Annotated in this window: 21 protein-coding genes; 6 read left to right on the forward strand and 15 right to left on the reverse strand. The window is 71.3% G+C overall.

All coding sequences use genetic code 11. The features are described 5' to 3' along the window. The coding region (locus tag FJ108_01850; GenBank protein ID MBM4334643.1) for a fumarylacetoacetate hydrolase family protein at nucleotides 1-655 on the reverse strand (655 nt) is incomplete at its 3' end. A 47-nt stretch (nucleotides 656-702) separates the two neighbouring features. Here FJ108_01850 and FJ108_01855 point away from each other — a divergent pair. Beyond that, nucleotides 703-1,914, forward strand: a complete 1,212-nt coding sequence (locus FJ108_01855) for a threonine ammonia-lyase (GenBank protein MBM4334644.1) — start codon at nucleotides 703-705, stop codon at nucleotides 1,912-1,914. Nucleotides 1,915-1,931: 17 nt separating this feature from the next. Beyond that, nucleotides 1,932-3,131, forward strand: a complete 1,200-nt coding sequence (locus tag FJ108_01860; GenBank protein ID MBM4334645.1) for a cytochrome P450 — start codon at nucleotides 1,932-1,934, stop codon at nucleotides 3,129-3,131. Nucleotides 3,132-3,134: 3 nt separating this feature from the next. Here FJ108_01860 and FJ108_01865 read toward each other — a convergent pair whose 3' ends face one another. After that, nucleotides 3,135-4,277, reverse strand: coding sequence for a pyridoxal phosphate-dependent aminotransferase (locus FJ108_01865; GenBank protein MBM4334646.1), 1,143 nt, complete (start codon nucleotides 4,275-4,277; stop codon nucleotides 3,135-3,137). An 87-nt stretch (nucleotides 4,278-4,364) separates the two neighbouring features. Between FJ108_01865 and FJ108_01870 the strand changes: the two genes are divergently transcribed. Continuing rightward, a complete protein-coding gene (locus FJ108_01870; protein ID MBM4334647.1) occupies nucleotides 4,365-5,384 on the forward strand; it encodes a zinc-binding dehydrogenase in 1,020 nt (339 codons plus the stop codon). 151 nt (nucleotides 5,385-5,535) lie between these two features. After that, complete coding sequence (locus FJ108_01875) at nucleotides 5,536-6,492, forward strand: alpha/beta hydrolase (protein MBM4334648.1); 957 nt, start codon at nucleotides 5,536-5,538, stop codon at nucleotides 6,490-6,492. A gap of 12 nt (nucleotides 6,493-6,504) precedes the next feature. Here FJ108_01875 and FJ108_01880 read toward each other — a convergent pair whose 3' ends face one another. The 3 genes from FJ108_01880 to FJ108_01890 form a co-directional block, all read right to left on the reverse strand. Beyond that, nucleotides 6,505-6,816: a hypothetical protein gene (locus tag FJ108_01880; protein ID MBM4334649.1), complete on the reverse strand. Its 312-nt coding sequence runs from the start codon at nucleotides 6,814-6,816 to the stop codon at nucleotides 6,505-6,507. A gap of 146 nt (nucleotides 6,817-6,962) precedes the next feature. Then, on the reverse strand, nucleotides 6,963-7,682 hold the full coding sequence (locus tag FJ108_01885; protein ID MBM4334650.1) for a TVP38/TMEM64 family protein: 720 nt from the start codon (nucleotides 7,680-7,682) through the stop codon (nucleotides 6,963-6,965). Further along, on the reverse strand, nucleotides 7,679-8,233 hold the full coding sequence (locus FJ108_01890; protein ID MBM4334651.1) for a class I SAM-dependent methyltransferase: 555 nt from the start codon (nucleotides 8,231-8,233) through the stop codon (nucleotides 7,679-7,681). The genes FJ108_01885 and FJ108_01890 overlap by 4 nt, the downstream gene beginning before the upstream one ends. Nucleotides 8,234-8,407: 174 nt before the next feature. Between FJ108_01890 and FJ108_01895 the strand changes: the two genes are divergently transcribed. After that, nucleotides 8,408-8,623, forward strand: coding sequence for a helix-turn-helix domain-containing protein (locus FJ108_01895; protein MBM4334652.1), 216 nt, complete (start codon nucleotides 8,408-8,410; stop codon nucleotides 8,621-8,623). A 61-nt stretch (nucleotides 8,624-8,684) separates the two neighbouring features. On the opposite strand, the gene FJ108_01900 is transcribed toward FJ108_01895, so the two are convergent. From FJ108_01900 to FJ108_01910, 3 genes are all read right to left on the reverse strand, one after another. Further along, nucleotides 8,685-10,550 (reverse strand): serine/threonine protein kinase, encoded by a 1,866-nt coding sequence (locus FJ108_01900; GenBank protein ID MBM4334653.1) that lies wholly within the window; start codon nucleotides 10,548-10,550, stop codon nucleotides 8,685-8,687. A 94-nt stretch (nucleotides 10,551-10,644) separates the two neighbouring features. Then, a complete protein-coding gene (gene dusB / locus FJ108_01905; GenBank protein MBM4334654.1) occupies nucleotides 10,645-11,826 on the reverse strand; it encodes a tRNA dihydrouridine synthase DusB in 1,182 nt (393 codons plus the stop codon). Next, on the reverse strand, nucleotides 11,823-12,578 hold the full coding sequence (locus tag FJ108_01910; protein MBM4334655.1) for a PIG-L family deacetylase: 756 nt from the start codon (nucleotides 12,576-12,578) through the stop codon (nucleotides 11,823-11,825). Before FJ108_01910 ends, dusB begins: the two co-directional genes overlap by 4 nt. A 68-nt stretch (nucleotides 12,579-12,646) precedes the next feature. Between FJ108_01910 and FJ108_01915 the strand changes: the two genes are divergently transcribed. Then, nucleotides 12,647-14,311 (forward strand): glycosyltransferase family 39 protein, encoded by a 1,665-nt coding sequence (locus FJ108_01915; GenBank protein ID MBM4334656.1) that lies wholly within the window; start codon nucleotides 12,647-12,649, stop codon nucleotides 14,309-14,311. On the opposite strand, the gene FJ108_01920 is transcribed toward FJ108_01915, so the two are convergent. The 7 genes from FJ108_01920 to mlaD form a co-directional block, all read right to left on the reverse strand. Beyond that, nucleotides 14,199-15,407, reverse strand: coding sequence for a hypothetical protein (locus tag FJ108_01920; protein ID MBM4334657.1), 1,209 nt, complete (start codon nucleotides 15,405-15,407; stop codon nucleotides 14,199-14,201). The genes FJ108_01915 and FJ108_01920 overlap by 113 nt on opposite strands. After that, nucleotides 15,404-17,809, reverse strand: a complete 2,406-nt coding sequence (locus FJ108_01925; protein MBM4334658.1) for an ATP-dependent DNA helicase — start codon at nucleotides 17,807-17,809, stop codon at nucleotides 15,404-15,406. The genes FJ108_01920 and FJ108_01925 overlap by 4 nt, the downstream gene beginning before the upstream one ends. Nucleotides 17,810-17,822: 13 nt before the next feature. After that, a complete protein-coding gene (locus FJ108_01930; protein ID MBM4334659.1) occupies nucleotides 17,823-19,043 on the reverse strand; it encodes an acyl-CoA dehydrogenase in 1,221 nt (406 codons plus the stop codon). A 14-nt stretch (nucleotides 19,044-19,057) separates the two neighbouring features. Then, on the reverse strand, nucleotides 19,058-20,170 hold the full coding sequence (locus tag FJ108_01935; GenBank protein ID MBM4334660.1) for an acyl-CoA dehydrogenase: 1,113 nt from the start codon (nucleotides 20,168-20,170) through the stop codon (nucleotides 19,058-19,060). Nucleotides 20,171-20,278: 108 nt separating this feature from the next. Beyond that, the gene (locus FJ108_01940; protein ID MBM4334661.1) at nucleotides 20,279-20,968 is read right to left on the reverse strand and encodes an ABC transporter substrate-binding protein; all 690 of its coding nucleotides are present in this window, start codon (nucleotides 20,966-20,968) and stop codon (nucleotides 20,279-20,281) included. After that, entirely contained in the window at nucleotides 20,895-21,671 is a 777-nt protein-coding gene (locus FJ108_01945; GenBank protein ID MBM4334662.1) for a VacJ family lipoprotein, read from the reverse strand. Before FJ108_01945 ends, FJ108_01940 begins: the two co-directional genes overlap by 74 nt. Next, entirely contained in the window at nucleotides 21,671-22,162 is a 492-nt protein-coding gene (gene mlaD, locus FJ108_01950) for an outer membrane lipid asymmetry maintenance protein MlaD (GenBank protein ID MBM4334663.1), read from the reverse strand. Before mlaD ends, FJ108_01945 begins: the two co-directional genes overlap by 1 nt. Nucleotides 22,163-22,178 lie beyond the last annotated feature (16 nt).

Consider the following 22,178-nt stretch of genomic DNA (forward strand, 5'->3'; position numbering starts at 1 on the left):
TTTTGGTGTTCGAGCTCTGCCGTACCTCTCCGTTCACGAGCGTGCGGATCGAGAGCGCGTGCGGGTCGCCCACCTCGTCGGACGTGGTGAGCCAGGGGCCGAGCGGTCCGTGCGTGTCGAAGGACTTGCCCATCGTCCAGGTCGGGATGCGAAGCTGCCAGTCGCGCACCGAGACGTCGTCGCAGATCAGGTAGCCCGCGATCACCTCGGGCGCGCGCGAGCGCGGAACGTGGCGGCAGCGCTTTCCGATCACGAACGCTAGCTCGCCCTCGTAGTCCAGCGCCGACGAGACACGCGGCATGTGGACCGGGTCGTACGGGCCGGTCACGCAGGTGGACTGCTTGTTGAAGATGGTCGGGAGCTTCGGCGTCTGCGCGCCGCTCTCGGCCACGTGGTCGGCGTAGTTCAGGCCGACGGCCAGAAGCTTGGGCGGGCGCAGGATCGGGGACTCGAGCTTGACGTCGGCGAGCGGGATCCGGGCGGTGCCGGCGCTCGCGACCTCGCCGGCGCGTTGCCGCGCGCCGGGTCCGCCGGCGAGAAAGCCGATCAGGTCGCGCGGCAGCTCGGGCGCGGCGGAGGAGAGGTCGACGATCTCGTCCCCGCGCACGACCCCGATTCGCGTCGATCCGGCCTGGCTGAAGGTGGCGAGCTTCATTCGGCGTCTCCTGGGTGCGGGCTCGCGGCAGTATACACTCGGCGGCAATGAGCGAGATCGGGATCGGAGAGGTTCGCGCGGCCGCGGCCGCGATCCACGGCGCGGTCGAGCGCACGCCCTGCCTGCTCTCGCGCACGCTCTCGCAGATCGCCGGCTGCGAGCTGTATCTGAAGTTCGAGAACCTGCAGTTCACGGCCTCGTTCAAGGACCGCGGGGCGCTGGCGAAGCTGCGCTCGCTCTCGCCCGGCGAGCGCGAGGCCGGCGTGATCGCGATGTCGGCCGGAAACCACGCGCAGGGCGTCGCCTACCACGCGCAGCGGCTCGGCATCCGAGCCGTGGTCGTGATGCCGCGCTTCACCCCGACGATCAAGGTCGAGCACGCCCGCGCGTTCGGAGCCGAAGTGGTGCTCGAGGGCGACACGCTCGAGGACGCGAGCAAGAGAGCGCACGCGATCGAGCGCGAGCGCGGGCTGGTCTTCGTGCACCCCTACGACGACGCGCGCGTGATCGCGGGGCAGGGCACCGTCGCGCTCGAGATGCTGGGCGCGGTCCCGAACCTGGACGCGATGGTCGTGCCGGTCGGCGGGGGAGGGCTGATCTCGGGAATGGCCGTCGCCGCGCACGCGCTGCGGCCGGAGCTCGAGATCTTCGGGGTGGAGTCGGCGCGCTTTCCGTCGCTGAAGCAGGCGCTCGCGGGCGAGCCGATCGTCTGTGGCGACTCGACCATCGCGGGCGGGATCGCCGTGAAGGTGCCCGGCGCGCTCGCGCTTCCGATCGTGCGCGAGCACGTGCGCGACATCCTGCTGGTGGACGAGGAGCAGATCGAGGCCGCGATCCTGCTCCTGCTCGAAGTCGAAAAGACCGTCGCGGAGGGCGCGGGTGCCGCGGCGCTCGCCGCCGTGCTCGCGCACCGCGCGATCTTCGCGAAGCGCCGCGTCGGGATCGTGATCTCGGGCGGGAACATCGACATGCTCGTGCTCGCGCACGTGATCGAGCGCGGGCTCGCGCGCACCGAGCGGCTCGCGCGCGTCGTGGTCCGGATTCGCGACGTGCCCGGGGCGCTCGCCGCGGTCACGACCGCGATCGCGAATGCCGGTGCCAACGTGGTCGAGGTCCTGCACGAGCGCGCCTTCGCGCGCGGGCCCGCGGGCGAGGCCGAGGTCGAGTTCGTGCTCGAGACGCGCGGCGCGGAGCACCTGCGCGAGATCCTGGAGCAGCTGAACGCGATGGGGCACGTCGCGCGGGCGGAGCCGCGCTAGCGGGGTAGAATGCCGAGATGCCGACACCGTTCGCCTTCAATCCGTTCGAGGATCCGACCCGACGCGACCCGTTCCCGTTCTACGCGCGCGGCCGCGAGCTCCGCGTGCACCGCCATCCCGGGCTGCCGGTCGTGTCCGTCTTCGGCTACGCAGACACCGTCGACGTGCTCCGCGACTGGCGCGCCTGGTCGAACCGGTTTCCGGCGCCGCCGGACTTTCCCGAGCTCGAGGAGCGCACGCCGAGCATGCTGGGCACCGATCCGCCCGAGCACGACCGGCTGCGCGGGCTGGTGAACCAGGCCTTCACGCCGAAGATCATCCGGCGTCTCGAGCCGCGAATGATCGAGATCGCAAATCAGCTCCTCGACGCGGCGCTCGAGAGGCGAGAGGTCGACCTGGTCCAGGCGCTGACTTATCCGCTTCCGGTCACGATCATCGCCGAGATCATCGGCGTTCCGACCGAGGACAACGCGCGCTTCAAGGACTGGTCCGACAAGCTGGTCGAGAACCTGGGCTCCGGCCTGCTCGCGCCCCCCGACCGCGCCACGCTCGAGCGCAACCGCAGGATCGTCGCGGAGCTCGGCGAGTACTTCTCGAAGCTCGTCGAGGAGCGGCGCAGGTCGCCGCGCGAGGACCTGCTCACGGGGCTCGCGCAGGCCGAGCTCGAGGGCTCGAAGCTGGATTTCGACGAGCTGCTGCAGATGCTGATCCTGCTGCTCGTCGCCGGGAACGAGACCACGACGACGCTGATCGGCAACGCCGCGCTCACGCTTCTCGATCACCCCGCGGAGCTCGAGCGACTGCGCCGCGATCCGTCGCTCGTCCCCTCCGCAATCGAGGAGGTGCTGCGCTTCTCGTCGCCGGTGCAGATGGATCCGCGCCGCGCCACCGCCGACACCGAGCTCTGCGGCGAGAAGCTTCGCGAGGGCGAGATCGCGCTCTGCTGGCTCGGCTCCGCGAATCGCGACGCCTCGGTCTTCCGCGATCCCGATCGCTTCGACGTCGGCCGGAAGGAGAACCGCCATCTCGCGTTCGGCTTCGGCACCCACTACTGCCTGGGCTCGAACCTCGCGAGGCTCGAGGCGCAGATCGCGCTGCGCGCGCTGCTCGAGCGCACCCGGAGCTTCGAGCTCGCGACCGCCGAGCCGCTGCCGCTGCACCGCAGCATCGTGTTCCGCAGCTTCACGCGGATTCCGGTCGAGCTCGTGCCCGCCTGAGCCTCAGCGGAGGACGCGGCCGATCCGCTCCAGCGCCTCGCGGAGCCGGGCTTCCGGCGCGGTGCAGGAGAAGCGCAGGAATCCCTCGCCCGCCTGGCCGAAGTCGACTCCGGGCGTGACCGCGACGTGGGCCTGCTCCAGGATTCTCGAGGCCAGCGCAGTCGAGTCACTCGCGAAGCGGCGCGCGTCTGCAAAGACGTAGAATGCGCCGCGCGGAATCACCGGGACCTCGAGGCCCAGGCGCGAGAGCCCGTCGATCAGCAGAGCGCGCCGCGCTCCGTAGCTCTCGCGCATCGCCGCAGTCGTCGCCTCGCCGTGCTCGAGCGCCGCGACTCCGGCGCGCTGCGCGAAGCTCGAGACCGAGATGAAGAGATTCTGCGCCAGGCTCTGCAGCGCGCGCATCGCGCCGGAAGGCGCGATCGCGTAGCCGAGCCGGAAGCCGGTCATCGCGTAGCGCTTGGAGAATCCATCGAGCACGAACACGTCGTCGCCGAGCTCGAGCGCGGATGTGACGCGAGCGCCGTCGTAGACCAGCCCGTCGTAGATCTCGTCCGAGACCAGCGGCAGGCCGAGCGCGTGCAGGGCCTCGAGGTCGGCGCGTGCCTGGATCGCGCCGGTGGGATTCGCGGGCGACGCGACCACGATCGCGCGCGTGCGCGGCGTGATCGCCTTGCGGACGTCGTCGGCGCGAAGCGGGTAGCCCTGGTCGGCGCGCGTCGGGACGAAGACCGGCACTCCGCCCGCGGCGCGGATCAGGTTCGGGTAGCAGGCGTAGTGCGGCGTGCCGAGCACGACCTCGTCTCCCGGGTCGAGCAGGTAGGTGAAGACGAGCAGGAGCGCGGGAGAGGTGCCGGCGGTGACGAGGACGCGCTCGGCGTCGAGCCGGACGCCGCTCCTGCGCTGGTGACTGCGAGCGATCGCCTCGCGCAGCTCGAGCGTGCCGCGGCTGTCGGTGTAGCGCGAGGGCTCGCTCGCGAGCGCGCGCCGCGCGGCCTCGACCGCGGCCTCGGGCGCGGGGAACTCGGGCTCGCCGATCTCGAGGTGGATCAGATCCGCGCCCGCGCGCTCCAGCTCGAACGCGCGCTCCATCACCTCCATCGCGAGGAAGGGAGCGATGCTCCGCGCGCGCAGCGACGGTCGAGTCATGGCGACGAGTTACGCGGCCTGCGGCAGGGTGTCAAACTGGACTCGGGTTCCCCGTCGGTTCAGAATCGCCAGGCGGAGGAAGACGCGATGAGAGCCGCGACATTCCAGGGTCTGGGTCAGCCGCTGACAGTCGAGGAGCGCCCGGATCCCAAGCCCGGTCCGGGCGAGCTCGTTCTGCGCGTGAAGAGCTGTGGGATCTGCGGCTCCGATCTCCACATCGCGGATCTCCCTCCGGGCCTGCCGCCGGGAACCGTGATGGGACACGAATTCGCCGGCGAGGTGGTCGAGGTCGCCGCCGACGCGAAGGCGCTCTGGAAGCCCGGTGATCGGATTTGCGCGCTTCCCGCGATCGGCTGCGGAAAATGCCGCGCCTGCCTCACGGGCGACGTGACGCGCTGCCCGACGCTTCGCGGCACGGGGCTGGGTCAGCTGCCGGGAGCGTACGCGGAGTACGCGATTGCCGGTGCGGCCGAGTCACTGCGCCTTCCCGACGGAGTGAGCTACCGCGAGGGCGCCCTGGTCGAGCCGCTCTCGGTCGGGCTGCACGCGGTGAACACGGCGAGGCTCGAGCCGGGCGACCGGGTCATGGTGATCGGGGCGGGGCCGATCGGCCTTTCGGTCACGGCCTGGGCGCGATTCTTCGGCGCGCGCAGCGTGGTGGTGAGCGAACGCGCACCCGGCCGGCTCGCGCTCGCCGAGAAGTTCGGCGCCACCGCGGTGGCCGACGCCTCCAAGGACGACCCGGTCGCGGTCTTCGAGCGCGAAACGGGCGGTCCGCCCGACGTGATCTTCGAGTGCGTCGGCGCGCCCGGGCTCCTGCAGCAGTGCCTGGGCATGGTGCGGCCGCGCGGCCGGGTGGTGGTCGTCGGTGTCTGCATGCAGCCGGACACGATCTTCCCGGTGATGGCGGTCGTGAAGGAGATCGAGCTGCGCTTCGTGGTCGCCTACCGGCTCCAGGATTTCGAGCTCACGATCGAGATGCTCGATCGCGGGCGGATTCCCGGGCGCGAGATGGTCACCGACGTGGTCGATCTGGCGGCCTTCCCGAGCGCGTTCGAGGCGCTGAAGAAGCCGACTTCGCAGTGCAAGGTGATTCTCGAGCCTTGATCGGATCGGGACAAAACCCTCGGATCGGAGCGCGCGGCGGCGGGACCGCGCTCTCCTCGGGGGTCCCCTCCGGCGGCCCTTCGACCCTCCTCGTCGAGCGCGGTCCCGCCGCCGCGCGCGGAGCGGAGAGGAGAGAGAGCAAGGAGAAGGTATGAGTGGAGGCGGATTTCCAGAGCCTCGGATGGTTTGCTCCAACGGCATACGCATGGCGGTGTACGAGGCGGGGCGGGGGCCGGCGGTGGTGTTGTCGCACGGCTTCCCGGAGCTTGCGTACTCGTGGCGGCACCAGCTTCCCGCGCTCGCGGCCGCGGGCTTCCGGGTGATCGCGCCCGACCAGCGCGGCTACGGTGGGACGGACCGGCCCGAAGCGGTCGAGGCCTACGACATGGCCCAGCTAACGGCCGATCTGGTGGGCCTGCTCGACGAGGCGGGGATCGCGAAGGCGGTCTTCTGCGGCCACGACTGGGGCGGAGCCGTGGTCTGGGCGATGGGCCAGCGGCACCCGTCGCGCGTCGCGGGGATCATCGGCGTGAACACGCCGTTCATGCCGCGCTCGCCGCTGCCGCCGGTCGAGCTGCTGCGCGCGACGATGGGCCCCGAGCACTACATCGTGCACTTCCAGATCCCGGGCGACGCCGATCGAAGGCTCGCCGCCGACGTGGGGCGCGTCTTCGACCGGATCATGCGCAAGGGGATCAAGGCGAGCGATCTCGATACCAGCCGCGGAATCCAGAATCTGGCCACGGCGGTCGAGAGCGGAGACGCGCTCGGCGAGCCGCTGCTCTCCGCCGAGGAGCGCGCGGTCTTCGTGCGCGCCTACGAGCGGACGGGCTTCACGGGCGGAATCAACTGGTACCGGAACATCGACCGGAACTGGCGCGACTCCGAGCGGCTTCCCGCGAAGATCGAGGCGCCCGGCTTGATGATCTGCGCCGAGGACGACTTCGCGCTTCCTCCGACCCTCGCGGACGGAATGGAGACGTACGTCCCGCGGCTCGAGAAGCGGCTGATCCGCGACTGCGGTCACTGGACGCAACAGGAGAAGCCCGAGGAGCTGAACGCGCTCCTGATCGACTGGCTCACGCGGACGGTCGCGCGCGAGAGCTGAGTCGGGCCCGGTCTAGGAGCCCGCGTTCTCGAGCGACTTCCGGCCGGCCTCGGCCTCGACCGCATCCACCAGATCCTCGGCGTCCTCGAGCGGAAGAGCCCGCCGGAGCCGGGACATGACCCCGGCCCAGCGCAGGGCCTCCTGGGGCGCGGATCCTGCGGAATCCGCGGCCTCTGCGATCGGCAGGAGCGAGATCACGTCGCCCTGGAGCTCGACGATCACGGGGAGCGCGCGGCCGCTACGGACGTCGCGGACGACGACCTCTCCGCGGCGCAGAAGGCGCCTCAGGTAGCCAGCTTGCTGGCGGGGGGTGGGACCGGTCATGTCATCTCCGCAGAAGGACGGACGAGTGGGATTTGCAAGCGGCGCGCCCGTCGCGAGAGACCCGGCCCGACGCCGCGGGCGCGCGGATGTGCAAGTGTCGCGCAGAACGAGAAGGCTTTCTTCCCCGTCATGTGGCGCCGCCTTCCTCAGGACTGTGGCGGCTCGCCCGTGGCCTCGCGGAGCGCGCGCCGCGCGGTGCGCGTGATGACCGCGGTCGCGATCAGCGTGACGACCAGGCCTGCCGCCTTGAAGATCCACTCCAGCGCCGTCGGCGCGCTCTGGCTCCGGCCGGCCGCGTCCCCCGCAAGCGAGCCGAGGTAGACGTACAGCAGGGTTCCGGGGAGCATGCCCAGACACGCGAGTGCGTAGTCGCGGAAGCGAAGCTTGGTCAGGCCGAGCGCGTAGTTCAGCAGGCTGAACGGAAACGCCGGAGAGAGCCGCAGCAGGAAGGCGATCTTCCGGCCCTCGGCCGCGATGGCGCGATCGATCGCCGCGAAGCGCGCGTTTCCCTCGAGCCGGCGCTCGATCGCGCCCCGCGCGACGGTCCGCGCCAGCGCGAAGGCCCCGCACGCGCCGAGGCTCGCGGCGGCGAAGACGTAGATCGTCCCGGCCGCCAGGCCGAAGATGCCGCCGGCCGCGAGCGTGAGCACCGAGCCCGGTACGAACGCGACCACCGCGAGCGCGTAGCCTGCAATGAACGCGACCGGCCCCCAGGGGCCGAGCGTCGGCACCCAGCGCAGGAAGGCCTGCACGCTCGACGTCACCGCCTCGCCGAGCCCGGTGCTCCGAGCCAGCGCCACCGTGGTGATGGCGAGCGCTGCGAGCGCGAGCCCGCGCAGCCATCGTCCTCGCGCGGTCGGCGTCATCCGACCCGCCTGCTTCGCCACAGGTAGCGGCTTCGCGTGGGCGCCCAGCCGGCCGCGACGAACCTTGCGCGCCACCAGCTTCGCGGCCGCAGCGTCACGCGCTGCGGGTCTTCGGGCTCGTGGTCCTCGCTCGTGCTGCTGTAGAAGTGGAACAGCTCGCCGACGCGGCTGGCGGCCGCGAGCACGGTCGGCACATCTCGCGCCGCCAGGTAGACCAGCGCGTTCGAGAAGATCAGGTCGAAACGCCGTCCCGCGCGCTCGAGGCGAGGCAGGTAGTGCCGCAGGTCGGCGCGCTCGATGCTGCGGCGGTGGCGAGGCGGGATCCGAGCGTGGGCCCACGCGCTGATCTCGCAGCCGTGCGGGCGAACGCCGAGCGCCCTTTCGAGGTGCGCGAGGATCTGTCCCGTGGCCGCGCCGAGCACGAGCGCCGAGCCGATCGGTGCGCGCATGCGGCGCAACGTGGCGACGCAGTTTTCCGCCCCGCTGTGCTCGAGCCAGATCTGCTCGTACGGGGCGCGCCCGCAGTAGCGGGTGAAGTATTCGCGATTCACGGCGCCTGTAGATGCCAGCTGCGACCCGGGGGCGCAAAAATTTCCCTAAAGGAGTTGGCGGCCGTGTCGAAACGAAGTCATCTGGGGCGGGGCTGGCCGGGACTGGACGGTGGTGCTGGCGAAACGACCCGCAAAGCCTGAAATGGCCCGAAGGGGCCGGAAAGTGGGGGGATCATGGGAATGGCGGAGAATCTGATCACGGTTCGCGAGGCGGCCAACTTCCTGCGCATCTCGGCGCGAACGGTCTACCGGCTGATCGAGTCGGGCCAGATCGGCGCGGTGCGGATCGGCAAGCAGTGGCGCATTCCGGCGAACGATCTTCCGGGCGTGACGATCGTCGAGGGTCCGAACGGCCCGCAGCTTCAGACCCAGGCGACGTCGAACGCCTGAGCATTTCGAGGTTGGGCGTAGCGCGCCGGCTCTCGCGAGAGGGCCGGCGCCTTGCCTTCTTCTAGCGCGGCTCCGTCCGGCGGGGACGCCCCGGAAAGAGCTGGCTCGCTTCCTCGGCCAGCTTGGTCACGCCCTCGAGCTCCTCGCGCAGCTCGAAGCAGATCGCGTGGATCGCGCGGCGCTCGTCCTCGGGCTCGAGCAGATCCTGCGCGCGCAGGCGCGAGAGCGAGGCGGCGAACTCGAGCACGGCCTGCACGAGCCGGCTGCGCGCGCTCTGGTAGAGCGACCGGCTCTCGATCAGCCCGGGCGGCGGCTCGTTGCGGTGCTCGCCGTGGAGCTCGAGCGCGTCGAGCATGCCGTCCTCGCGCGCGAGCTCGGTCGCGGCGTCGCAGGCGCAGAGCAGCGCGGCGACGAGCTCGGAACGCGCGCCGTCGGAGGCCTCGCCGGCGCAGAGTCGCAGCCAGAGATCGCGGCCGAGGCGAAGGATCTCGACCAGCAGCTTGCGGGCCTGGCCGGCCTGGAGCATCGGCATCGCCTCCGAGACCGCGCGAACCAGCGCGCCCGGCGGAGGCACGTCCGTGCCGTCACCGATCAGTGTCTCGCGCTGGATCCAGGTCCAGCCGGAGTAGATCGCCACCGACGCCGGGATCAGGCTGGCGCCGAGCAGCGGCAGGAATCCGGCCGCGGCCGCGGCCGCGCCCGCGCCCAGCGTCGCGACCGCCAGCCAGAGGCTCCAGTGGGGCAGGGCTGCCCAGGCGCGCTCGAGCGGCAGAGCCCGCGCTTCGATTCCACGGCTGCGCAGGCGCCGCGCGAGCACCTCCGCGTGCGAAGCCGACACGCGCACGAGCGCGCGCTGCGCGCGCGCCGCGCTGCGCAGCGCGTGGACCTCGGGGGGAATGCTGGTCAGCTCCGAGAGCAGCCGCAGCTGGTTGGCGCGGCCCTCGCGACCGTGCGCGGGAACGACCAGAAGCAGCGTGTTGGCCTCGCCGCCGTCCACGTCCTCGCAGTGCGGACAGACCGCGCGCCCCAGCGTTCCGGGCCGCCGGCAGAGCACGCAGACCCGCAGCGCCTGGCCGGAGTGCGACTCGTCGGATCGGCTCTCGAGCGAGCGCTCCGCGAGCGCCCGCGCGAAGCGCGACGCGGTCTCGAGTCGGTGGCTCGCCTCCGCGCGCGTCGCCCGCGCGATGATCTCGTCGATCCACTCGGGCAGATCCGGGCGCTTCTCGCGCGGGTGGTGCCCGTTGGGAAGTGGATCGGGCGGAAGCTTCGGATCCGCGCCCTTCGGCACGTAGCCGACCAGTGCGAAGAAGAGCGTCATGCCCAGCGCGTACACGTCGCTGCGCGGGTCGGCGATCTGCCCCTCGACCAGCTCGGGCGAGAGGAAGCCGACCGCCTGCAGGGGATCTTCGGGCTGCAGGAGCAGCGCCTGGCTCTCCAGGTGCACGCTGCCGAAATCGGAGAGGCGAGCGCGGCCGCCTTCGTCGAGCAGGACGTTCTGGGGCTTCACGTCCCGGTGGACCACACCGCAGCGGTGCACGGCCGAGAGCGCCGCGGCGAGCTCGGTGCCGATGCGCGCGACGGCCTCGGGGTGGAACGGCCCGTCCTCCGCCACCGCGCTCGCGAGCGACCGGCCGGTGACCCGCTCCATCGCGATCAGGCTCCAGGTTCCGTGTTCCAGGATCTCGATCGGCCGCACGATTCCGGGGTGTGCGAGCGCGCGCACGAGCTCGGCCTCGCGGCGCAGCCGCTCTCGGGCGAAGTGCGCGGTCGCGGGAGCGAGCATCACGAGCTTGAGCGCGATCTCCGCACCGGTCGATCGATCCCGGGCAGCGTAGACGATCGACCGCTCGCCGCGTCCGAGCTCGTCTCCGATCTCGTAGCGCTCCGCGATCACCGATCCAGATGGTAGGCCGAGGGGTGCCTGCATCACGCGCTCGATTCGGCGCGCGTGCGGCGAAGCTTGACCCAGGGGCGGTCAGCTGGGGTCAGACGCGCAGGGCAGCGGCAGCTCTCGCGCAAGCCTATCCGCCCGAGGCGGGGTCCTCCGCGTCGGCGCCCGGAGGCGTGTCGTCGTCCAGGCTCTCCAGGTAGCCGTCCGGGAGCGACACGGGCCGCGTGCCCCCGCTCTTGCCGCGCGGAACGCGCATCGCGAGCGGCGAGAACGGCTCGTCGCGATCGATTCCCGCCAGGATCTGCTCCAGCTCCGCGAGGCCAGCCACCTCGCAGAGCCGCACGCGCAGCGTCTTGCTGTCGCGGAAGCCCTTCGTGTACCAGGTCGCCTGCTTGCGAAAGCCGCGCACTCCGTAGGACTCGCCGAACCAGCCCGCGAGCAGCCGCGCGTGCTCCAGCATGGTGTCGGCGACCGCGCCGAAGCGCGGCGGATCCTGTGGCTCGCGGCCCGCGAAGACGTCGGCCAGGTCCCGGAACAGCCAGGGACGGCCCAGGCAGCCGCGGCCGACCACGACACCGTCGCAGCCGGTCCTGCGCATCATGCGCAGCGCGTCCTCCGCCTCCCAGATGTCGCCGTTTCCGAGCACCGGAATTCCGCGCACCAGCGCCTTCAGCTCGCCGATCGCCTCCCAGCGCGCCTGGCCGTCGTAATGCTGCTCGGCCGTGCGCGCGTGCAGCGCGACCGCCGCGCAGCCCTCGTCCTCGGCGATGCGCCCGGTGTCCCGGAAGGTGGTGTGCGCGTCGTCGGTGCCGATGCGGAACTTCAGCGTCACCGGTACGCCCTGCGCGCGGCCGACCGCCGCGCGCACGATGTTGCGCAGCAGGCGGGGCTTGAGCGGCAGCGCCGCGCCGCCACCGCGCCGTGTCACCTTTCGCACCGGGCAGCCGAAGTTCATGTCCAGGTGGTCCACGTGCCCCTCGCCGACCAGCCAGGCCACGGCCTCGCCGACCCAGCGAGGATCGACGCCGTAGAGCTGCAGCGAGCGGGGCTTCTCCTCGGGGCTGAAGCCGGCCAGGCGCAGCGTCTTCTCGTTCCCCTCGACGAGCGCCCGCGCGGTGATCATCTCCGAGACGAACAGACCCGCGCCGAAGCGCCGGCAAAGCGTCCGGAACGGCGCGTTGGTGACACCCGCCATCGGCGCGAGCACGACCGGCGGCCAGACGTCGATGGCGCCGATCCGCAGCGTGCCGAACTCGCCCGGTCGCGCGGGCTCGACGTCGCGATTGATCGCGCTGCGGTAGATCGGGTTCATCGGAACATCTCGTCGGCGCCGAGGTTCACGTGCAGGTGGCCGGGGTCGAGCACCGCGAGCGCCTCACCGTACTCGAAGCCGCGCCCGCTCGCCCAGGCTCGCTCCTTGTGCTCGAGCGCCGCGTGCAGGAGCCCAAGCTGCTCCGGCGAGAACTGCGCGGTGTAGGCGTCGAGCGCGCGGTGCTTGCGCTCGCGCGTCGCGCCGATGTCGACCACCGTGTTCGCGCGCGCGCTCGCGTAGAAGGCGATCCCGCGCAGGCGGAACGGCTCGAACGCCTCGTCGAGCCCCGGGTCGCCGCTCGCAAAGCGCGGCAGCCCGAAGAGCAGGCACGCCTCGGCTGTGGCGAGACCCGTGCGCACGTGGTCCTGGTGCGCCTCGTACGGGAGCCAGGGATCGACGGTGAGCACGAAGTCCGGCCGGATCCGGCGCAGGTGTCGGACGACCTCGCGGCGCAGCGCGAACGCGCTCCACTCGCCGGCGTCGGGAAAGCCGAGCCGGTGCTGCGCGCGCACGCCGACCTCCCGCCCGGCCCGATCCTGCTCCTCCGCGAGCCGGGCGCGCGCGGCTTCGTCGGAGAGCCGGCGATCGAGCACACCCACCAGGTCGTCGGTCACCGTCAGGTAGTGCACCTCGGCGCCGGCGAGCGCGAGCCGCGCGATCGTGCCTCCGGCGCAGATGTCGTTGTCGTCGTAGTGGGGCTGCACGCAGAGCAGGCGCCTGGCGCGCAGCAGGTCTGGAATCGGGATCAGCATCGCGAGGCGGAGCGTAGCCGCAGTCGATCGTCTATGCTGCGCGGCGCCGCCGGGGGTTCGCGCCTGCGATGAGCGCTGCTTGGAGAGAAGTCGGTTGGCTTGCCGCGCTCGGGCTGCTCGGGCTCGTCGGGCTCGGCTCGATCGGGCTCGTCGATTACGACGAGGCGGCGTACGCCGAGGTCGCGCGCGCGATGTTCGAGAGCGGCGATTGGCTCGTGCCGCACCTCTGCGGCGCGGTGTTCTTCGAGAAGCCGCCGCTCCTCTACTGGCTTCAGGCGTCGGGCTTCGCGGTCTTCGGCGTGGGCGAAATCGGCGCGAGGATCGGCACTGCTCTGGCGGGGGCGGCGACCCCGATCGCGCTGTGGGCGTTCGCGCGCCGGCCGCTCGGCGCGCGCGCGGCGCTTCTCTCGGCGCTCGTGCTCGCGACTTCGCTCGAATTCTTCGCGCTCACGAGAATCGCCTTCACCGACATGCTCCTCGTGCTCTGGTTCACGATCTGTCTGGGCGCGCTGTCGCGCGCGATCCGGTCGCCGGAGCGCGGCGTCGGCTGGTTCGCGCTGGCCTGCACGGCCGCGGCGCTCGCGGTGTTGACGAAAGGCGCGATCGGCATCCTGCTTCCGGGCGCGGTCGCGCTCGCGCAGCTGCTCGTCCTGGGACGTCTGCGCGCGGCGCTGCGCCCGGCCTGGCTGCTTCTGGCGCTCGCGATCGTGCCCGCGCTCGGGTTCTCCTGGTACCTGCTGCTCGGATTCACGCAGCCCGGCGGCTTCGGCTTCATGCGCGATCTGTTCCTGGAGCACCACGTCGGCCGCTTCGCGGCGCCGATGCAGGGGCACTCCGGCTCGCCGCTCTTCTACGTCCCCGTGCTCGCGATCGGGATGCTGCCGTGGAGCCCGTTCCTTTTTCTCGCCATCGCTCGCGCGGAGCTGCGCGGAGCCGGCGAGCGCGCGGAGCTCCTGCGCGGCTTCGCGCTCTTCAGCGGGCTCGTCTTCGTGTTCTTCTCGATCGCCGCGACCAAGCTCCCCAACTACCTGGCGCCCGCGCTGCCGGGATTCGCGCTTCTGGTCGGCGATCTGTTCGCGCGCCTCGACCTGCGCGCGCGGGATCGCGCCTTCGAGACCTCGCTCGGCGTTGCGCTCGCGGCCGCGCTGCTCGTCGCGCTGGCGCTCGCGCTCCTGCCGCTCGCGGCCGCGCTGCTTCCGATGCTGCTCTCGGAGCGCGCGGCGGAGCAATCCGGACTCGCGCAGCCGCTGGCGATCGGCGCCGCCGGAGGCCTCGGATCGGCGGCGCTGATCGCGGCGTCGGCGCTCGCGGTCGCAGGCTTTCGCAAGCGCAGACCCGATCGGAGCTTCGCGGCGCTCGCGGTCGGGTTCGTCTGCACCTACACGATCGTGTTTCACCTGGCCCTGCCGCGGTTCGACGCCCGCTTCGGGGCGCCGCTGCGCAGGCTGGCCGAGCTCGCCGCGGAGCGGCTTCCGGAATCCGAGCCGATCCTCCTGCTCGGGCTCCGCAACCGACCCAGCGTCTGCTTCTACGCCGAGCGCGCTGCCGAGTACGTCCGCCCGACCTCCGGACCGACGGCGACGGCGCAGCTCTTCGGATCGCCGAGCCCGCGGATCGGAATCACGAGCGATCCGATCCTTTCGCGCTTCCCGGCTCGGGAGCGGCTGGAGATCCTGGTCCGCGACTCCGACTACGCGCTGTTCCGCTCCCGGCCCGAACCCGGCGCGCGGTGACCCGGACCAGGAGCGCGAGCGCGAGCGCGCCGAGCACGCGCACGGTCCAGGTCGGCAGCGGCCGCGCCCGTGCGCGAACGTCCGGGAGCGCGACTCCGTCCCAGCGCAGCAGCGGATTGGTGAAGAGCAGCGCGCCGCGCGCGTGCACCTCGACGCGAAGGTACGGATCGGCGGCGTCCGGGCGGTAGCGCGCTTCTTCGGTGCCGCGCGCCTCGTGGCGCAGCGCGCCGCGCGCGGAGACGAAGCGGATCGCGTCCGCGATCTCGCCGACCTTCACCACCAGCTCGCCGTCCTCGAGCTCGCAGCGGACCAGCGCGATCGGCGCCTGGTTCTTTCGCATGTAGATGGCGTGGAAGCGGCCCGCGCGAAGCGCGCGGAGCGCGGCCTCGGGCGTCCTTTCTTCCGCGTCGATCAGAACCGCGCCGATTCCGACGTGGCTGGGCCTCGAGCGCTGGGTGTGGCCGTCGTCGCTGGCCATGCCCCAGACCGGGCGACCCGCGGAGAGCGCCGCGTCCCAGAACTCGGTCGAGATTCCGTACTTGCTCGCGACCTCGATCGCGTCGTAACCGGTGAGTCGGGCCAGGTCGGCGGGAGCGTACGAGCCGGCCTTGTCCAGGTGGTTCAGGACCAGGAGCTCCGCCCCGGGTCGGAGCACGTCGATCACGTGCTGCTTGTGGCGCACGCCGCCGCCGAGCGGATAGTCGAACCAGTGCACGCGAGACGCGCCGATCACCGTCTGGTGGCGACGCCCGATGGTGTAGCCGTGCTCGTAGGTCGGCAGGTAGAGCGCGGCGCCGGGCGGCTTCGGAGCGATGCTCATGTAGTCGCTGATCCCGACCAGGTCGTATCCGCGGGCCGAGTAGATCTCGAAGAGCTCCTCGCGCGAGACCTCGCCGAAGGTGAGCCCTCCCCAGGCGTTCGCGTGGGCGTGGAAAAAAGCCAGAAGCCCGCCCCCCCGATGGCCCGCGTACGGCTGGTACCAGTGCTCGCCGCGGAAGGGCTGCTCGCCGGGAAAGTCGTAGAAGGGCGGCCAGGCGAGCTCCAGATAGCTCGCGAGCGCGAGCAGGAGCGCCGCGATCGAGGTCAGCCGTCTCACGCGCCCGAGGATGGCGAATCGCCGGACGCCTGGCCGCAGCGGAGCCAGAATGCTTCGAGCGCGGGAACCGGATCCGAGGCCTGCACTAGATCGTCGCGGATCCAGCCCGGCAGCCGATCGCGGTAGCGCGGCTCGCAGAAGCGCCGGTCGACCAGCACGATCGCAGCCACGTCGTCGGCCGAGCGCAGCACGCGGCCGGCCGACTGCACCGCGCGCGCGAGCCCCGGCAGAAGGTAGGCGTGGTCGAAGCCGCTCTCGAGCTCGGCGTCGAAGAAGGCGCGCACGAGCTCGCGTTCGCGCTCCACCTTCGGAAGCGCGGGGCCGACGACGAAGACGCCGATCGCGGTGTCGCCCGGGTAATCGACGCCTTCCGAGAGAAGCCCGCCGTGCACCGCGCAGACGAGCAGCGTCTCGCTGCGGTTCGCGCGCAGCTTGGCGAGGATCGGCTCGATCGGCATTCCGGCCAGCTGCAGCAGCACGCGGTGCTCTCCGGGCGGGAGCTTCGCGACGACCTCGTCGCGGAAGCCGAAGCTCGGGAAGAACGCGAGCCAGTTGCCGCGCCGCGTGCGCACACCGCGCGCGATCAGGTCCGCGATCCAAGCCGCGTGCTCGGAGCGGACGCGGAAGCGCGTGTCGACCGAGTCGACCGCGACGACCAGCCGGTTCGCGCGCGGAAACGGCGACGGCAGGTCGAGCATGACCGTGCTCGGCGAGTCGACGCCGAGCGATCGGGCGTGGAAGTCGAGCGGCGCGAGCGTCGCGCTCATCAGCACTGCGGAGTGGAACGAGCGGATGCGCTGGCCGAGCCACGGCGCCGGGTCGAGGCAGAGCCGCTTGGCGCGATCGGGCGACCAGAGGGCGGCGAAGCGCTCCGGGTCGTCGCTCTCGCAGCCGTGCGCGAACTCGCGCACGAGCGCAAGCGCCGAGCGCAGCGGATCGCGCAGCCGGCGATCCCGCCCCTCGCGAGCCGGCGCGAGACCGTCGGGCCGGCACGACTCGGAAGCCGCCTGCGTCTGGGTCTCGAGCAGCGCGGCGCACGCGGCCTCCTCGATCGGCTCCCAGAATCCCCGCGCCGGCGCCTCGACCCAGGGCGCGTCGTCGGGACGCTCCTCGGCCAGGCGCAGCGCGATCCCGCGACAGTGCGCCGAGACCTCGCGGAGCAGATCGCCCGCGCGCCGATAGGCGCGCTCCGGAAGCGCTGAGCAGCGCTCGGCGAGCGAATCGAGCCGAGCCAGCTCGAGCTCCGGAGAGAAGTAGCCCTGCGCGCGCTCTGCGAGGTTGTGCGCCTCGTCGACGATCAGCAGATCGCGCCCGTCCGAGGCGTCGAAGAAGCGCCGCAGGTAGACGCGCGGATCGAAGACGTAGTTGAAGTCGCAGACCACGGCGCTCGCGCGCATTGCGAGCGCCAGGCTGGTCTCGAACGGGCAGAGCTCGTGATGGCTTGCGCGCTCGGCGATGCGCTCGGCCGAGAGCACGCCCTCGTCGGCCAACGCGTCCGCGAGGCCGGTGGCCGCGAGGCGCTCGGCGAAGCCGCGCTGCCACGGGCAGCGGCCTTCCGCGCAGCCGAGCTCGGCCTGCGGACAGACGCGGTCCTTCGCCGAGATCTGCACCGCGAGCGCGCCGCAGCCCGGCGGAAGCATGCTCCGCAGCGTCTCGAGCGCGAGCTCCTGCTGCGAGGTCTTCGAGGTGACGAAGAAGACGCGGCGGTCGTCGCGGAGCGCGTGCGCGAGGAACGGGTGGAGCGCGGCCGCGGTCTTTCCGACGCCGGTCGGCGCCGAGCAGAGCAGGGTGAGGCCGGAGGCCGCGGCGCCGTCGACCTCGCGCAGAAGCTCGGCCTGCACCGGGCGCACCGACGCGAACGGGAACGCCGGCGCGAGCTCGCGGCGGGCGCTGCCGCGCGCCGCCTCGAGCTCGGCGGACCGCGCGATGCGCTCGATTCGCTCGTCGAGCTTCGCGGCCCAGGCCTCGGGAGCGACGGATACGCGGGTTCGTCTGGCGGGAGCTCCGATCAGCGAGAGAGCGACGGCGGACGCGCCGGCCACCCGCGCGCCGCCGAGCGCGAGCAGAAGCGATGCGAATCCGGCGCGCTCGACCGCGCGCGCGGCACTCGTCGCCTCGTCTTCGTCGGGCACGAAGCGCAGAGTTTCGAGGCGCGTGCCGCGCGGGCCGTCGCGAAGCACGTCGGCGCAGCCGTCGAGCGCGATGCGGAAGCCGCGCCAGTCGAGCTCGGCGCGAAGCGGCACCGCCGCGCGCGCGGAGCCCACCCAGGCTTCTCGCACACGCGCCTCGAGCCGCCCGCGCACGGGGTCGACGCCCCGATACGCGGCGGCCGCGGAGCCCGCGTCGATCAGATCTTCGACACCGAGCGCGAGCGTTCGCGCCCGTTCATCGATCAGGATCAAGCGGAGCGCGCGCTCACTTCGAAGGCGGTCCCGTCGGGATGTCGCGGAAGGCCGTGTCCTTGTCGAGCCTCGGCTCCGGCGGCAGCCGCAGCACGCGCTCGGCGAGGATGTTGCGCAGGATCTCGTCGGTGCCGCCGGCGATGCGCAGGCCTGGCGAGCCCAGGTAGGCCTCCTGCGGGTCGCCCTGTGCGGAGCCCGCGAAGCCCTGCAGCTCGATCGCGAACGACGCGAGCTTCTGGTTCAGCGGCGCGCCGACGAGCTTGCCGATCGAGCTCTCCGGTCCCGGCGTGGTGCCCTTCGAGAGCGCCGTGAGCGTCCGGTAGCCGGTGTACTTCAGGCCCGAGGCGCGGATGTAGAAGTCCGCGATCTGCTGTCGCACCGAGCCGTCCTCGATCGCGGGCCGGCCGTGCAGCTCCGCCTCGCGCGCGAGCCGGATCAGGTCCTCGGCGCGGAAGCCGCCGCCGCCGCCGCCGATCGAAGCGCGCTCGTTCATGAGCGTGGTCAGCGCGACCCGCCAGCCGTCGCCGACCCGACCGACGCGGTCGGAATCGGGAACCTTCACGTCGCTGAAGAACACCTCGTTGAAGGCCTTGCCGCCGTTGATCTGCTTGATCGGGCGGATCTCGACGCCGGGCGCCTTCATGTCGACGATGAAGTAGGTGAGCCCGGCGTGCTTGGCGACGGTCGGATCGGTGCGGGTCACGATCATTCCCCAGCGGCTGAAGTGCGCGCCGGTGGTCCAGATCTTCTGGCCGTTGATCGTCCAGGTGTCGCCGCTCTTCACGGCCGAGGTGCGAAGGCCCGCCAGATCGGAGCCGGCCGCCGGCTCGCTGAAGAGCTGGCACCAGATCTCGTCGCCGCGCGCCATCTTCTCGAGGTGCTTCGACTTCTGCTCCGGCGTGCCGTGCGCCATCAGGGTGGGGCCGAGCATGCCGATGCCGATGCCGAAGACGTTCGGCGGAACCTGGAACTTCGCCTCTTCCTGGTTCCAGATCACCGACTGGATCGCCGTCGCGTCGCGTCCGCCGTATTCCTTCGGCCAGGTGAGGCAGGCCCAGCCGTTGTCCTTCTTGCACGCCTGCCAGGCCTGCGAGGCCTTGATCGTGTCCGGGTCGTCGCGCTCGGAAAGCATGGAGTTGGATTCGCCCGGCGCGAGCAGCTTGCGGTGCTTCGAGAGGAACGCGCGTGCTGCGGCGCGGAACTCGGCCTCTTGCGGGGTATCGTTGAAGTCCATCTGAATTCTCCTTCCTAGGCCGCTTGCTTCGCGATCAGACGCTGAATCAGCTTCTCTCGCCAGTGCGTGGGGGATCCGAGCGCGACCGCCTGGTGCTTCGCGCGCCGGTAGAAGAGATGGCAGTCGTACTCCCAGGTGAAGCCGACGCCGCCGTGCATCTGCACCATCTCGACCGCGTTGGTGTCGAACGCCTCGGTCGCCGACACGCGCGCGGCGGGCGCCGCGATCGCGAGCTCCGGGTTGTCCTCCGAGAGCGCCCAGGCGGCCCAGTAGCAGTTCGACTTGGCCAGCTCGATCAAGACGTACAGATCGGCCATGCGGTGCTTCAGCCCCTGGAACGAAGCGATCGGCCGGCCGAACGCGTAGCGCCCCATCGTGAAGTCGCGCGTGATCTCGAAGGCGCGCTCGGCGCCGCCGAGCTGCTCGAAGGCCTGGATCACCGCGGCGCGGTCGAGCACGCGCTCCAGCAGTTCCCAGCCGCGGCCCTCGTCGCCGAGCAGCTCCGCAGGCGCGTCCTTGAAGCTGATCTCGGCCGACGCGCGGGTCGGGTCGATCGACTCGGTCGCCTTGCGCGTGACGCCCGGACCCGCCAGGTCGACCAGTGCCAGCGAGATGCCCGCGTTCGAGCGCGCGGCGACCACAGCGAAGGTCGCGACGTTTCCGTCGGGCACGGCGATTTTCGTTCCGCTGAGCTTTCCGCCCGCGAGCGTCGCCTTCAGGCTGGCCTGGGACGGGAAGCCCGGAGCCTCGGCGAACGCGAGCGTTCCCACGGCCGAGCCGTTCGCGAGCGCCGAGAGCCACTTCTTGCGCTGCGTGTCGCTCCCCGCGAGCAGGATCGCCTCGGTGGCCAGGTAGACCGACGAGCCGAAGGGGATCGGCGACAGCGCCCGGCCGAGCTCCTGCGCGATCAGGACCAGCTCGAGGTAGCCGAAGCCCGCCCCGCCGTACTCCTCGGGAATCACGGCGCCCTGCCAGCCCATCTCTGCGGCGGCCTTCCAGAGCTCGGCATTCCAGTGGGTGCCCTTCTCGAGCACGTCGCGATCGACCTGCAGCGGCGAGCGTTCCGCGAGGAAGTCGCGCGCGGTCTTCTGCAGGAGCTTCTGGTCCTCGGAAAAGTCGAGATTCATTCGGGAGGTCTCCGTATGCGGGCCGCTCTGTCGGCCGCGCGGATTATACGCAGGTACTCCCGGGGTGAATCAAACCGGCTCGAGGGCCGATCGGCCCGAGCCGCAGCGCTACTTCGCGGCGGTGGCCTGCTTGTCCGCGGCCTCGTTCTTCTCGTGCAGCGTCTTGATCAGCGCGCCCACGCCCTTCTGTGTGACGATCTCCTGGACCTGCGAGCGGAAGTTCTGGATCAGCGAGACGCCCGCCGGCGTGACGTCGATGATCAGCCAGTCGCCGCCCTCGATCTCGCGCAGTCGGTAGTCGATCGACACGCCGTCGCCGGCTTCGCCGCCGACCACGCGCGTCTTCACGGTCACGTCCTTGTTCGACTCGAGCCGCGCGTCGCCCATCTCGATCTTCTCGTTCGAGGTGTAGCGGTCGAGCTTCTTGCCGTAGGTGTTCGAGAGGCTGCGCTTGAACTCGACCTGGAACTGCTCGAGCTGCGCGTCGTCGAGCTTGCGCCGGTTCTTGCCCAGCACCAGCAGGGCCATGCGCGGAAAGTCGAAACGCTCCAGCGCGATCGACTCGAGCTTCGAGAGCCGCACGTCGGGCGCGAGCTGCTTGTCGTCGAGGATGGCGAGCACGTCGCTCACGGTCTTCGACATGAAGCCGCGCGCCGACTCGACGCGCTCGTCCGCATGCGCGGGAAGCGCGACGGCCAGAAGCAGCGCGCAGAGCGCGAGCCAGCTACTCGGGAAGAGAATCGCTCTCGTCGAGCTCGTAGAGATCATCGGAAGGCGCCTCCTCGGAATCGTCTCCATCGTTTCGGATCAACACTTCGCGTCGCTGGAGGTACCCGTCGCGCACGGCGGAGTACCAGTCGAAGGACGCCTCGCGAAGCTCGCGCAGGTCCTCGTCCGCCAGCGCCCGGCGATTGATGGTTCGAAGCAGCGTCGCCGGCCAGATCCCCGGAACGACCCATGAGATGAGCGCGGAGTCCCCGATGTTCAGCGCCGAATCGATCGGGAAGCCCGCCGCGTCGCGCGCGCTCGAGGCCGGCAGCAGGAACGGCAGGACCAGGTACGGCCCCGGTCCCGACCCCCAGACGCCGAACGTCTGTCCCATGTCCTCCGGCCTTCGCGCCAGACCGAGCCAGTGGTTCGCCGGATCGAAGAAGCCGGCGAGCCCGGCGGTGCTGTTCACGCCGAAGCGCGCCAGCGCGATCCCCGACTGTTTGGGGTCTCCCTGCAGCAACGGCTGCACGAAGTAGCCCGGGAAGTTCAGGTTGTCGTAGAACTGCTCGAGGTGGACGCGGACCGTCTCCGGGGTGACGAAGATCCAGCCCTTCGCGACCGGCCCGACCAGGAAGCGATCGAGTGCGTCGTTCACGCTGAACATCGCGTGGTTGAACGGCCGCCACGGATCGGGCTCCGGCGTCGGCTCGGGCTCCGGACCGCGGGCCGATGCGCAGGCGAGAAGCGACGCGGCGAGCGCGGCGTGCAGGAGCGTGCGGGCGCCGAGCATCAGCCGTCGTCGCCCGGCTCGGAGCGCGACTCCTTGTCGTCGCCGTCGGAGGAGTTCCCGAGGCTCTGGATCACGCGGCCGATCAGACGCTCGATCACGATCGCGCTCTGCGTGTAGGTGATCTCGGCCCGGTCGCCGAGCATCGTCTCGGAGCCGCCCGGCTCGAGCCCGACGTACTGGCTGCCCAGCACGCCCTGCGTGAGGATCGAGGCCGCCGTGTCGTCGGGCAGCTTCAGGTTCTCGTCCACGTCCATCAGCACGCGCGCGCGGAAATCGCCGTCCGGCGAGAGCTCGATCGCCTTCACCTGCCCGACCTTCACGCCGCCGATCACGACCGGCGAACGCGCCGCCAGGCCGCCCACCTCGTCGAAGCTCGCGTAGAGCAGGAGCCCGCCTGGACCCGAGTAGGTCGAGCCGCCGAGCTGGATCGAGAGGTAGGCGAGCGCGGCGAAGCCGGAGAGCACGAAGACTCCCACCAGGAGATCGCGGATCGGCGAACGGCTCACT

This window comes from Deltaproteobacteria bacterium, from assembly GCA_016875225.1.
In the GTDB taxonomy this organism is placed as follows: Bacteria; Myxococcota_A; UBA9160; order SZUA-336; family SZUA-336; genus VGRW01.

Coding starts and splice junctions, on each gene's coding strand:
- FJ108_01855 (MBM4334644.1), top strand. CDS start 703: ATGAGCGAGATCGGGATCGGAGAGGTTCGCGCGGCCGCGGCCGCGATC.
- FJ108_01860 (MBM4334645.1), top strand. CDS start 1,932: ATGCCGACACCGTTCGCCTTCAATCCGTTCGAGGATCCGACCCGACGC.
- FJ108_01865 (MBM4334646.1), bottom strand. CDS start 4,277: ATGACTCGACCGTCGCTGCGCGCGCGGAGCATCGCTCCCTTCCTCGCG.
- FJ108_01870 (MBM4334647.1), top strand. CDS start 4,365: ATGAGAGCCGCGACATTCCAGGGTCTGGGTCAGCCGCTGACAGTCGAG.
- FJ108_01875 (MBM4334648.1), top strand. CDS start 5,536: ATGAGTGGAGGCGGATTTCCAGAGCCTCGGATGGTTTGCTCCAACGGC.
- FJ108_01880 (MBM4334649.1), bottom strand. CDS start 6,816: ATGACCGGTCCCACCCCCCGCCAGCAAGCTGGCTACCTGAGGCGCCTT.
- FJ108_01885 (MBM4334650.1), bottom strand. CDS start 7,682: ATGACGCCGACCGCGCGAGGACGATGGCTGCGCGGGCTCGCGCTCGCA.
- FJ108_01895 (MBM4334652.1), top strand. CDS start 8,408: ATGGGAATGGCGGAGAATCTGATCACGGTTCGCGAGGCGGCCAACTTC.
- FJ108_01900 (MBM4334653.1), bottom strand. CDS start 10,550: ATGCAGGCACCCCTCGGCCTACCATCTGGATCGGTGATCGCGGAGCGC.
- dusB (MBM4334654.1), bottom strand. CDS start 11,826: ATGAACCCGATCTACCGCAGCGCGATCAATCGCGACGTCGAGCCCGCG.
- FJ108_01910 (MBM4334655.1), bottom strand. CDS start 12,578: ATGCTGATCCCGATTCCAGACCTGCTGCGCGCCAGGCGCCTGCTCTGC.
- FJ108_01915 (MBM4334656.1), top strand. CDS start 12,647: ATGAGCGCTGCTTGGAGAGAAGTCGGTTGGCTTGCCGCGCTCGGGCTG.
- FJ108_01930 (MBM4334659.1), bottom strand. CDS start 19,043: ATGGACTTCAACGATACCCCGCAAGAGGCCGAGTTCCGCGCCGCAGCA.
- FJ108_01935 (MBM4334660.1), bottom strand. CDS start 20,170: ATGAATCTCGACTTTTCCGAGGACCAGAAGCTCCTGCAGAAGACCGCG.
- FJ108_01940 (MBM4334661.1), bottom strand. CDS start 20,968: ATGGAGACGATTCCGAGGAGGCGCCTTCCGATGATCTCTACGAGCTCG.
- FJ108_01945 (MBM4334662.1), bottom strand. CDS start 21,671: ATGCTCGGCGCCCGCACGCTCCTGCACGCCGCGCTCGCCGCGTCGCTT.